Annotated in this window: 12 protein-coding genes and 1 tRNA gene; all 13 read left to right on the top strand. The window is 50.1% G+C overall.

Going from position 1 to position 11,940, the window contains the following annotated elements; genetic code table 11:
• Positions 1 to 27: 27 nt before the first annotated feature.
• The 13 genes from nadE (at position 28) to pcrA (ending at position 11,934) form a co-directional block, all read left to right on the top strand.
• Positions 28 to 858, top strand: coding sequence for an ammonia-dependent NAD(+) synthetase (gene nadE / locus ACYVUV_RS08645; protein ID WP_439776344.1), 831 nt, complete (start codon positions 28 to 30; stop codon positions 856 to 858).
• Between the two features lie 188 nt (positions 859 to 1,046).
• Positions 1,047 to 3,731: a calcium-translocating P-type ATPase, PMCA-type gene (locus ACYVUV_RS08640; RefSeq protein ID WP_439776343.1), complete on the top strand. Its 2,685-nt coding sequence runs from the start codon at positions 1,047 to 1,049 to the stop codon at positions 3,729 to 3,731.
• Between the two features lie 327 nt (positions 3,732 to 4,058).
• The gene (locus tag ACYVUV_RS08635) at positions 4,059 to 4,370 is read left to right on the top strand and encodes a hypothetical protein (RefSeq protein ID WP_439776342.1); all 312 of its coding nucleotides are present in this window, start codon (positions 4,059 to 4,061) and stop codon (positions 4,368 to 4,370) included.
• Positions 4,371 to 4,475: 105 nt separating this feature from the next.
• Positions 4,476 to 4,874: a hypothetical protein gene (locus ACYVUV_RS08630; RefSeq protein WP_484499262.1), complete on the top strand. Its 399-nt coding sequence runs from the start codon at positions 4,476 to 4,478 to the stop codon at positions 4,872 to 4,874.
• 197 nt (positions 4,875 to 5,071) lie between these two features.
• The gene (locus ACYVUV_RS08625; RefSeq protein WP_439776340.1) at positions 5,072 to 5,482 is read left to right on the top strand and encodes a choline-binding protein; all 411 of its coding nucleotides are present in this window, start codon (positions 5,072 to 5,074) and stop codon (positions 5,480 to 5,482) included.
• Between the two features lie 68 nt (positions 5,483 to 5,550).
• A complete protein-coding gene (locus ACYVUV_RS08620) occupies positions 5,551 to 6,366 on the top strand; it encodes a hypothetical protein (protein ID WP_439776339.1) in 816 nt (271 codons plus the stop codon).
• A 111-nt stretch (positions 6,367 to 6,477) separates the two neighbouring features.
• A complete protein-coding gene (locus ACYVUV_RS08615) occupies positions 6,478 to 6,948 on the top strand; it encodes a hypothetical protein (RefSeq protein ID WP_439776354.1) in 471 nt (156 codons plus the stop codon).
• 17 nt (positions 6,949 to 6,965) lie between these two features.
• Positions 6,966 to 7,568, top strand: coding sequence for an ABC transporter ATP-binding protein (locus tag ACYVUV_RS08610; protein ID WP_439776338.1), 603 nt, complete (start codon positions 6,966 to 6,968; stop codon positions 7,566 to 7,568).
• A gap of 39 nt (positions 7,569 to 7,607) precedes the next feature.
• A complete protein-coding gene (locus tag ACYVUV_RS08605; protein WP_484499374.1) occupies positions 7,608 to 8,069 on the top strand; it encodes a SprT family protein in 462 nt (153 codons plus the stop codon).
• A gap of 31 nt (positions 8,070 to 8,100) precedes the next feature.
• A tRNA-Leu gene (locus ACYVUV_RS08600) sits at positions 8,101 to 8,186 on the top strand.
• 117 nt (positions 8,187 to 8,303) lie between these two features.
• The gene (locus tag ACYVUV_RS08595; protein WP_439774768.1) at positions 8,304 to 8,921 is read left to right on the top strand and encodes an ECF transporter S component; all 618 of its coding nucleotides are present in this window, start codon (positions 8,304 to 8,306) and stop codon (positions 8,919 to 8,921) included.
• A gap of 13 nt (positions 8,922 to 8,934) precedes the next feature.
• The gene (locus ACYVUV_RS08590) at positions 8,935 to 9,588 is read left to right on the top strand and encodes a glycoside hydrolase family 73 protein (protein ID WP_439774767.1); all 654 of its coding nucleotides are present in this window, start codon (positions 8,935 to 8,937) and stop codon (positions 9,586 to 9,588) included.
• 90 nt (positions 9,589 to 9,678) lie between these two features.
• Entirely contained in the window at positions 9,679 to 11,934 is a 2,256-nt protein-coding gene (gene pcrA / locus ACYVUV_RS08585; RefSeq protein WP_439774766.1) for a DNA helicase PcrA, read from the top strand.
• Positions 11,935 to 11,940 lie beyond the last annotated feature (6 nt).

Genomic DNA, 11,940 nt, shown 5'->3' with positions numbered 1-11,940 from the left:
ACAAAGTAGAAGATTGCGAGGCAGCAAATGAGAGAGTTGCAAAAGAAAATTGTCGAATATGAACACGTTTTGCCGGAAATCGATCCCCAGGAAGAAATCCGCAAGACGGTTGACTTCTTAAAGGGTTACTTGAAGGCTAACCCCTTCTTGAAGTCATATGTTTTGGGTATTTCCGGTGGCCAGGACTCAACCTTGACTGGGAAGCTGACCCAGATGGCAATTTCCGAAATGCGGGAAGAAACCGGCGATGACAGCTACAAGTTCATCGCCGTCCGCCTGCCATACGGCGTCCAGGCTGATGCCGCTGATGCCGCTGATGCGGTAGCCTTCATCAAGCCGGACGTGGACTTGATCGAAAACATCAAGCCAGCCACTGATGCCATGGTGGCAACTTTGAAGGAAACGGGCGTGGAAATGACCGACTTTAACAAGGGCAACATCAAGGCCCGGCAAAGAATGGTCATGCAGTATGCCATTGCCGGGGCCAACCAGGGCGCGGTTGTGGGTACTGACCACGCGGCCGAAAACTTCTCTGGTTTCTACACCAAGTACGGTGACGGCGCGGCAGACCTTACTCCGCTCTTCCGTTTGGACAAGCGGCAGGGCAAGCAGCTTCTGGCTGCCTTGGGCTGCCCGGAACACCTTTACTTGAAGGCCCCAACGGCCGACCTGGAAGAAGAAAAGCCATCCTTGCCAGATGAAGTTGCCTTGGGCGTGACCTATGATGAAATCGATGACTACCTGGAAGGCCGGGAAGTCAGCGACAAGGCAGCTGAAAGAATCGAAGAATTGTGGACTAAGAGCGAGCACAAGCGCCATTTGCCGGTCACGATTTTTGACGATTATTACAAAAAATAGCGGCGAATTTGGTAAATTACTTGTTTCAAGCGCCAATTTTTGCTATATTAATCATGTCATAAGGGAGTAACGGCAAGCATAGCTTGCGACAAGCCCAACAGCCGGGAGCCGCGTTGGTTTCCTGGGCTTGTCTTAATTAGTGAGACTTATGTGCTTTTGTAAAGGGGCACGTAAGTCTCTTTTCTTTTTTGAAGGAGGAAAATACTGTGGCTAAGAAGTATTACAGCCAGGACATCCCAGGCACTTTAGCCGAGTTTGACTCGGACGCCAACCACGGGATCAGTTCGGCTGAAGCCAAGAAGCGGCTGGACCAATACGGCCCGAACGCTTTGGCCGGCAAGAAGAAACGTTCAATGTTTGCCCGCTTCATGGACCAGTTCAAGGACTTGATGATCATCGTCCTGCTGGTTGCCGCTGTCTTGTCCGGGGTAGTTGCCCAGGAATGGACTGACGCGGGGATTATTTTGGTAGTCGTGCTTTTGAACGCGATCTTGGGCGTGATCCAGGAAGCTCGCTCAGAAGCAGCGATTGAAGCCTTGAAGGACATGTCCACACCGAGCGCCAAGGTGCGCCGGGACGGAGCGGTAGTTGAAGTTCCGTCAACGGAAATCGTGCCCGGTGACGTGGTCTTGCTGGAAGCCGGCGACGTGGTCCCGGCCGACCTGCGTCTTTTGGTAGCGGAAAGCTTGAAGATTGAAGAAGCTGCCTTGACCGGGGAATCAGTTCCGGTGGAAAAGAGTAATGAAACCCTGCAAGGGGAGGACATTGCCCTGGGTGACCGGATCAACATGGCTTACTCCAGCACCAACGTGACCTACGGGCGCGGGGAAGGTGTAGTTGTCGCTACGGGGATGAACACGGAAGTCGGCAACATCGCCAAGATGCTGAACGAAGCTGATGAAACTGACACTCCTCTTAAGCAGAACTTGAACCAGCTGGGCAAGACCTTGACCTACATGATCCTGGCCATCTGTGTGGTTGTCTTCATTATCGGGGTTATCCGGAACCCGCAGCATGAACCGATGAATGCTTTGCTGATCGATATGTTCTTGACGGCGGTTTCCCTGGCGGTTGCCGCTATTCCGGAAGGGCTGCCGGCGATTGTGACGATCATTTTGGCTCTGGGTACCCAGACCATGGCTGATCACAAGGCCATCGTCAGAAAGCTGCCAGCCGTTGAAACCCTGGGGGCAACGGATATCATTGCTTCTGACAAGACTGGTACCTTGACCCAGAACCGGATGACGGTGGAAAAGGTCTACTACGACGGGATCCTGCATGATGCCAGCGACGACATCGACTTGACCAACCAGGCCATGATCACCATGCTTTTGGCCAACGACACCAAGATTCAGGACGGCGGGGAGCTCTTGGGTGACCCGACTGAAACTGCCTTGGTGCAATATGGCTTCCACAAGGACCTGCCAGTGAGCGACTTTTTGGCAGAACACCCGCGGGTAGCGGAAGTGCCATTTGACTCTGACCGGAAGCTGATGAGTACGGTCAACAAGTATGACGGCCAGTTCATGGTTGCCGTCAAGGGCGCGCCGGACATGCTTTTGGAAAGAGTCAAGTATGTCAACATCAACGGCGAGCTGAGCGAAATCAGCGCTGAACAAAAGCAGGCTATCTTAGCAAGCAACAACGAAATGGCCAAGCAGGCCCTCCGGGTTCTGGCCATGGCTTACAAGGTTGTTGCTGAGCCATACGCTGATCCGACGACTGACAATGTTGAACAAGATCTGATCTTTGCCGGTTTGGTCGGCATGATCGACCCAGAGCGGCCGGAAGCCAAGGACGCGATCGCGGAAGCTCACCGGGCCGGGATCAGAACGATCATGATTACTGGTGACCACCAAGTTACGGCGCAGGCGATTGCCGAACGGCTGGGACTGGTTGAAAAGGGCCGTGACGATGCCGTGATTACCGGGGCGCAATTGGACAAGCTGAGCGACGACTACTTCACCAAGCATGTCGGTGACTACAGCGTTTATGCCCGGGTTTCACCAGAACACAAGGTTAGAATCGTGAAGGCCTGGCAGGCAAATGGCAAGATCGTGGCCATGACCGGTGACGGGGTCAACGACGCGCCGAGTCTGAAGCAGGCCGACATCGGGGTCGGCATGGGGATTACCGGTACGGAAGTCTCCAAAGGCGCGGCCGACATGGTTCTGGCTGACGACAACTTCGCGACGATCGTGGAAGCGGTCAAGCAAGGGCGGAAGGTCTTCGCCAACATTCAGAAGGCAATTCTGTACCTGATGAGCTGCAACGTCGGCGAAGTATTGACGGTCTTCTTGATGACTTTGCTGGGCTGGGATGTTTTGAAGCCAGTGCAGCTTTTGTGGATCAACTTGGTAACTGACACCCTGCCGGCTATTGCCTTGGGTGTTGAACCGATTGAAAAGGGGATCATGAACAAGAAGCCGCGGGGGAAGAATTCCAACTTCTTCTCAGGTGGCGTGGCCAGCTCGATTATCTACCAGGGGATCCTGGAAGGTGTTCTGGTCTTGACCGCTTATGGTTTGGGTCTGCACGTTTTGCCGCGGGGGACCAACCCGCATGAAGACGCGTTGACCATGGCTTTCCTCACTTTGGGTCTGATCCAGCTCTTCCACGCGGTCAACTCTAAGTACGTGAAGCAGTCAATCTTCCAAAAGAGCACTTTTGCCAACAAGTGGTTCAATGGCGCGATTATTCTGTCGGCTTTGATTATGGCGGCAGTTGAATTGCCATTCTTGACCAGAGTCTTTGCAGTTTCAGAATTGCACCTGGATCAATGGCTGACTGTGCTGGGGATGGGCGTTTTGATGATCGTGATCGTCGAAATCGTTAAGTTCTTTGAGAGAAAAGCTGATCAACGGAATAGCTAAAAAGTTAAATAAGAAGCCTGGACGAAAGTCCAGGCTTTTTTGCGTGGAAAAACAAGAAGGCGAGGAAGGTAAAATAAGCTGATGTAAGAAGAAAAGATATAAGGAAATAGATATATGAATTCAAAGGCAAACGCCTTGAAATGGCGAGGATGATAGCCCTTTTATAATGTGTGAACTGGCTATAAAAACGAAAAAAGCAGCTTAAAATGGAAAAATACGGATTTTAAAAGGGAAAGTATTGACTACACTTTGAAGTAGACTATAATTCAAGGTGTAAAGCTCATTTTTTCACGAGTGCGGCAGTGTAAAACAATGGAGGAGAGAAAAATGTTAACCAGGACGAAAAAAATATATGTAGGAGTTGTGGCTGTCTACTTGTTGATTATTATTGGTCAGTTAGCATATGCGATACATGGCAACCTTCCAACTTTGAAAAGCAACTCCTATGGCTTTGATTATATGTTTAATTCGGTTCAGCCTGAAGGCGTCGAAGAAACGATGGCTGGGAACATTGCCGTTTATTTATTACTTCCTATTGTGGGTTCAGCTCTAGCAATCTATATCAAGAATAATCACGAACTCTATAGTGTGATCGGTAGAACTGGCTGGAAAAAAATTTTTCAAAAAAGTTTAAGTTAGGCGTTCATTGGTGCGGCTGGCCTATATTGGTTAGGTTGTCTACTGGAAGCTCCGATATTCAGTATTTTTTACCGCCAATTTGTGTATATGCCCAGAGCGGAAATAATGTTGATGCGAGGAGACGGGTATTTCTCACTCAATAACCTGGCCAACCTGCTAATTAAAGTGTTGCTCTTCGGTATCGGCTGGGGAATTTATGCCGCTTTTATCTTTGCAGTGGCTTTATTTATCAAGAAGACAAGTCTTTGCCTGTTTTTAGGGCCAGTTGTCGGCTATCTCATTTTTCTTCAAGAAAATTTGTCAATTGATGTCGGAGAAACGTTTAGTAATATTTCTAACATCTGGGATATCGTCAATCTGACTAATCCATTGGAAAGATGGGTAGGAGAAAACCAATTCCCCGCAATCTACTATCTGAACTACGTGACGACGGCGGTGTTTTACATCGCGTTGACGGCTGTATTATTAAGACTTTGGTACGTGAAGAATGTTGAGAGAGGATAAGTGTGTTTTTTAACAAGAATAATTTGGTTAAAAAATGCAGGCTATGACACTAAAAAAGTGTCAAAAAGTGAGTATTTATGTTTTTTAGGGAAAAGTATTGACAGAGTGGCGAAGTGTAATATAATCATAAATGTGAACGATATTTTTTGTTCACTGATTTGTATAATAACTGTGCTATATAGAAAGGAGATAAGAAAATGAAACATAAAGTGTTAACCAAAGCTGCTTTATGTGGAATGTTGCTACTGCCATTTGCCAGTGCGGCTGTTGTACAAGCTGCGGGAACTTGGACTATTAGTGCCGAAGATGTGTCATCCTATGGGAGATGGAGCAGTTGGGGAAATCCTAATGTTAAGCAGACTCAATCATCGTATGCTTCATTCAATGGTGACGCACTTCCTGGCTCAAACAGAGTTATTAAGGTGAAGTTGATCAACAATAAGGCTCAAAGAAGATCGAATACGGTCGTTTTAAAGAAAAACAAGACTGTTCATGCAGCTAACAATACTGGATTAAGAGACCGTAAGTATTGGGGAGATGCTCGAACAGAAAAGGATGATCCACATTCAACAAGAGTGAAGTTTCACTTTAGTGCAGATTACAAGTAGCTAATTGGTGTGAGCAAAAGGCGAATGAGTGGAGATGCTCTTTCGCCTTTTTATATTTTGCGAGGAAAATGTTAACTAAAACTAAGAGATTAATCATCACAGGAATTGTTGCGTACCTGTTAATCATAGCAGGGCAAGTGGAGTATGCGATCTATGATAACCTTCCTGTATCAGCAACTGATAATTACGCTTTTAACTACTTGTTCGACACAGTTCAACCTTATGGAACTGATGAAACTATGATTGGCTCCATTGCGATTTTTTTGCTTTTGCCTATTATAGGTTCAGCTTTAGCAATCTACATCAAAAACAATCATGAATTGTACAGTGTGATTGGACGAACAGGTTGGAAAAGCTTCTTTAAAAAGTGCATGGGATATACTTTTTGGGGAGCAACTGGCCTGTACTGGCTAGGATGTTTGCTTGAAATTCTGATGATCAACACTTTTTATCATCCATTCATTTATACAGCGTTTAGCAATGATATTTTGCAAGGTGGGTATGGCTACTTTTCGCTGAACAGCTTGGCGAACTTGCTAATTAAGATCATCCTAAACGGTATTGGTTGGGGAATTTATGCTTTGTTTATTTTGAGCGTGGCTCTTTTTATCAACAAAGTAAGCATAGCTTTGTCTTTGGGGCCGGTTATTGGCTTCGTGATTATTTTGCAAGAAAAATTTGCTCCAGATGTGGGAAGAGTTTTGACCAATATTTCCAATATCTGGGATATTACCAATATCACTAATCCATTGGAAAAGGGAATAGCAGGTTTGCCCACCCCCGCAATCTACTATCTGAATTACGTGACGACGGCGGTTTTTTACATCGCGCTGACGGCTGTATTACTAAGACTTTGGTACTTGAAGAATGTGGAGAGGGGATAGCTTATGTTAAAAGCGCGTTATCAACGTTTAATCGCCTTGACGCTCATTTTGGACTTTGCGGTCAGCTTATGGTGCGGCCTGCAGTTTGCCCTAGACGGCGGGAAGGGTGAAATGCCCATGTACTACCTGAATGCCAACTTGATCAGCCTGTACATCCAGCCAGCCTTGACCGTCATGGCGGCAATTCAAATCCTCTCTTTCCGTTCGGTCCGCCCCCTGCTGGCTCCCCGGGGAAAGATGAACTTTTTTGACCAGCGCCTGGCCCAGCTCTTAGCCTTGGATCTGGCAATCTACCTGTTTTTCTCTATATTTCCATATTTCTTTGGCAAAAATCCGCTCTTTCGCTTTGGATCAGCCCTAACTGGCAGCCTATTGCTTCTGGCCCACTACCTGCTCTTCATTGTCTGCTTCATGCTGGTCCTGTCCTGCATCAAGGCGAAATTTCCGTTTTTTATCATTGTCATCAGCAGCACCTTGCCAATTCTTTATCATTACTGGCTGGAGAAGGCCTGGCTTTTGCCAAAATACGCTAATATTTATGACCCACTCTGGCGGGCCATCCACCACATGTATATACTCTAAGTCGAGGAGGAGTTTGTATGTTAAAAGTGTCACATGTTAAGAAGAGCTTTAAAAAACTGGCCGTTTTAAAGGACATCTCTTTAGAAACCAAAGCGGGTGAACTGGTCCACATCTCCGGTGTCAATGGTTGCGGCAAGTCCACCCTGTTCAAAATCATCGTCGGCCTCTTAAAAGCTGACAGCGGGGAGATTCACACTGACAAGGATGACTACCTCGGTGCCCTGATCGAAAACCCTGGCTTTATCGAATATGAAACTGCCTGGGACAACTTGACCTTTTTAGGTCACTTCAATCACCGCTTCCAGCCCGAAAAGACCCGGGACCTGCTCAAGGCCTTTGACCTGGACCCGGACAACCCGCAAGCCGTTGGCAACTACTCAGTCGGGATGCGGCAGAAGCTTGGGATCACCCAGGCCGTGATGGAAGACCAGAACATCATCCTCTTGGATGAACCAACCCGGGGGATCGACAAGGAAGGGGTCGACCAGTTCGTTAAGCTTCTAGAAGACTTGCGCAGCGAAAACAAGACCGTCATCGTGGCCAGCCACGACGAAATTCCCGGCCTGGTCTACGACCGCCGCTTAAGAATGAAAGACGGGATCTTGCTGGCCGAAGAGTAAAAGTTGGCTTTTTCTGCACTGACCAGCTACAATAATCCCATGATTAATGAACAAGAACTGCAGCAGCTGGTCGAAAGGATCTCCCTTGAATCCTTTGGCCGGCCCTTTCTCCACCAAGCGAAAATCAACCGCCGCCTGAAGACTACCGGTGGCCGCTACCAATTATCTGACCATCACCTGGAATTTAACCCGCTCTTTCTTAAGGAAGAAAACCTTCATTATCTGCCGGGCATCATCAAACATGAACTGGTCCACTACCACCTCCACCTGGCAGGTTTGGGCTATCAGCACAGGGACCGGGACTTCAAGCTGCTCCTAAAAAAGGTAGGCGGCAGCCGCTATGCGCCAAGACTAGAAGAGAGTAAAAGAAGCCGCTGGCACTACCGCTGCCGGCAATGCGGGCAGGACTACTGGCGCCAGCGGCAGGTTAACGTCAAGAAGTATTTCTGTGGCCGCTGCCGGGGAAAATTGGAAAAAATCGCTGGCCCCCTTGCCAAATGAGGGCAGCTTTGCTAAAATATTAAATGTATTTGCGGGCGTGGCGGAATTGGCAGACGCGCAAGACTAAGGATCTTGTGACCGCTTTTGGTCGTGGAAGTTCAAGTCTTCTCGTCCGCACTAAGATAAGGAGTCGTTGTGAAACGGCTCCTTTTTTGTTGATTCTTTAAACTTGCTTTTCCTCCAATCTGTTATAATGGATAGAACGCAATGCAAGATGAATAGAAGGGTGTCTAAATGTACGATTTTGAAGCCAGACAGAAGACCCTGAACCTGACGATCAGCGCGGTCTTTGTGGCCATTCTGCTGCTGGAAGCTTTTATTCCCAATGTGGGTTACATCACGATTTTGCCGGGCCTGCCGGCCATCACCACGATTCCGTTGACAGTCGCGGTCTTTGCCTCTTTAAGAGGACCTAAAGCCAGCGCGGCCTTTGGCCTGGTCTGGGGCTTGACCAGCTTGATCAGGGCATATGCTGCTCCAAACGGCCTGGTTACTATTCTCCTTTTCCAGAACCCCTTGATTGCCTTATTGCCCCGGGTCGCGGCCGGCTGGGCAGCGGGCATGGCCGGGCAATTGGCTGATAAATGGGAGGGCAAGCGGCCTCTGGCTTACGCCTTAAGCGGCCTTTTCGCTTCAGCGGTCAACACGCTCATGGTGATTCTTTTGTCTGACCTGGTCTACTTCAGCCATCCCCAGAAGCTGGCTTTAGCCCTGGGGGCCAAGAGCGGGCAGTCTTTGCTGGTCATCCTCTTTACGGCCCTGGCCGTCAACGGCATTTTGGAAGCAGTCTTCAGCGGCTTGATCACGCCGCTCATTACCGCGCCCCTCAAGCAGCGACTGAAGCGGCGCTAGAAAGGTGATAAGTATGGCTGGACACAGAAAAACACGCAAGGGCAAGCAGACGACCACCATCCTCGTGGTCCGCGTTTTTGCCATCATCCTCTTGTGCCTGGGCTTGTTCGTGGCCTTCCGCTACTACCGCCGCCAGGCCCTTGAGCAAGAGCAGATCCGCCAGGCTGAACTGGCCAAGCAGGAAGCAGCCGCTAAGCTTTTGCGGCAAAAGAAGGCCTTTATCAAAAAGGTGGGGCCGATCTCCCAAAAGGTTGACAAGGGGACCGGTCTTTTGCCAAGCATCACCATCGCCCAGGCCTGCCTGGAAAGCAACTACGGGCAAAGCGACTTGTCCCAGAAGTACAACAACCTCTTCGGAGTTAAAGGGACTAACCCTAACACTTCGGCCGTGATGACGACCAAGGAGTACACCAATGGCAAGTGGGTGACCGTCAAGGCCCGCTTCCAGATTTATGACTCTTATGAAGCCTCTATCCGGGCTCATGTCCGCCTCTTCCAGCAGGGAACCAGCTGGAACAAGGACCAGTACAAGGACGTTTTGGCGGCCAAGGACTACAAGAGCCAGGCCAAGGCCCTGGTCACCGACGGCTATGCCACCGACCCGGACTACTCGACCAAACTCATCAATTTAATTGAACAATACAACCTGAATAAGTACGATAATTAAGCAGGTTTGACCAGGCTGCCAGAGCTTTTTGGCAGCTTTTTTTGCTATAATGGATAAGCTAAGTTTTTTGATTTATTGAAAGGGAAAAGCATGTCTGAAGCAACGATTTTACAAGGTTTGAATCCGCAACAGGTCCAGGCAGTCAAGACGACTGAAGGGCCCCTTTTGGTAATCGCCGGGGCCGGCAGTGGGAAGACTTCGGTTCTGACCAGGCGGATCGCCTACTTGGTGGAAGAAAAGCGGGTTGCTCCCTGGAACATCCTGGCCATTACCTTCACCAACAAGGCCGCTAAAGAAATGAAGGAAAGAGAAGTCAAGCTCCTGGGTGACCAGGCGGAAAGCATCTGGATGTCCACTTTCCACGCTCTCTGCGTCCGTATCCTCCGCCGGGACGGCCACTTGATCGGCTATGACCGGGACTTCTCCATCGCTGACCCTTCAGAGCAGGTGACCCTGGTCAAGCGCATTCTCCGCCAGCTGGACCTGGATCCCAAGCAGTACCTGCCCCGCAACATCTTGAGCCAGATCTCCAATGCCAAGAACCGCCTGCAGACCCCGAAGCAGTACGAGGCCAGCGCGGTCGGTCCTTTTGAAAAAGTCGTCGCCGACGTCTACAAGAAATACCAGTCCAGCTTGGAAAGAGACCAGATCCTGGACTTTGACGACTTGATCATGCAGACGCTGACCCTTTTTGAGGCCAGCCCGGACACTTTGGCCTACTACCAGCAGAAGTTCCGCTATCTGCTGGTTGACGAATACCAGGACACCAACGAGGCCCAGTACGAGCTCTGTCGCCTGCTGGCTGACGGCTACCACAATATTTGCGTTGTCGGGGATGCCGACCAGTCAATCTATGGCTGGCGGGGAGCCAACATGGAAAACATCCTCAACTTTGAGCATGACTACAAGAATGCCCAAACTGTCAAATTGGAGCAGAACTACCGGTCAACCGGCCATATCTTGAAGGCGGCCAACTCGGTTATCGACCACAATGAAAACCGGAAGGCCAAGAAGCTGTGGACCGACAAGGGCGACGGGGAAAAGGTCCACTACTACCAGGCCCAGAGCGACCGAGACGAAACCCGCTTCGTTCTTTCCAAGATCAAGGAAGAAGTCGACAAAAAGAAGCGTCATTACCAGGACTTCGCCGTCCTTTACCGGACCAACGCCCAGTCCCGTGGGATGGAAGAAACTTTGGTTGAAGCCAATGTCCCTTACCAGATCGTTGGCGGGCACAAGTTCTACGACCGCAAGGAAATCAAGGACATTATGGCCTACCTCAAGCTGGTGGCCAACCCCAGCGATTCCATGAGCTTCAACCGGATCATCAACGTTCCAAAGCGGGGGATCGGCCAGGCTACGACCACCAAATTGGCTGCTTTCGCTGACGAAATGGGGGGCGGAATCTACGAAGCCATGCGCAATGTCGAATTGGCTCCGATTTCTTCTGCCGCTGCCAAAAAGCTCCTGGCCTTCAGCGACCAGCTGACTAGCGCCATTGCTTACGCCCAAGACCACACGGTCAGTGAACTGACCGACAAGATCCTGGAAGACTTCGGCTACACCAAGGCCTTGAAGGAAGAAGAAGCCCAAGGGTCCCTGGAAGCCGCCGCCCGCCTGGAAAACCTGCAGGAATTCGCTACGGTTACCAAGCGCTTTGACGACAATTACAATGAAGAAGAAAACCCGGACAGCAGCCGCTTGAGCGACTTCTTAGCGGAAGTATCCCTCTTAAGCGACCAGGATGACCTGGAAGAAAGCGATGACCGGGTAACTTTGATGACCCTGCACGCGGCTAAGGGTTTGGAATTCCCAGTCGTCTTCTTGATTGGGATGGAAGACAACATCTTCCCGCTTTCCCGGGCCATCAAGGACGAAGACCCGAACCAGCTGGAAGAAGAACGCCGTCTGGCTTACGTGGGCATTACCCGGGCCAGAGAGGAGCTTTACCTGACTTCGGCTTACACCCGGATGATGTACGGGAGCAAGCAGTACAACGCCCAGTCCCGCTTTATCGGCGAAATCAAGGATGAGGACCTGGACATCGTGGCCTCAACTGCCCCAAAGTCCAGCACTTCCTTCTTAGACCTGGACCGGCTGCCTTTTGCCAAAAAGTCCCAAGCCAAAGCAGCTAAGCCGGTCCACCGGGCCAGCAAGGCAGCCGGGGCCGTCGGCGCTGAAAAGAAGGGCTGGCACCCTGGCGACCAGGTAGAGCACAAGAGCTGGGGCAAGGGCGTGGTCATCAAGGTCACAGGCTCTGGCGACGACATGGAACTGGACATTGCTTTTGCAAGCAAGGGCACAAAGCGCCTGCTGGCGGCTTTTGCCCCGATCAAGAAAATTTAGGTGAAA

The organism is Lactobacillus sp. WILCCON 0149 (genome assembly GCF_057197965.1).
This window is presented reverse-complemented; position numbering and strand designations above follow the sequence as displayed.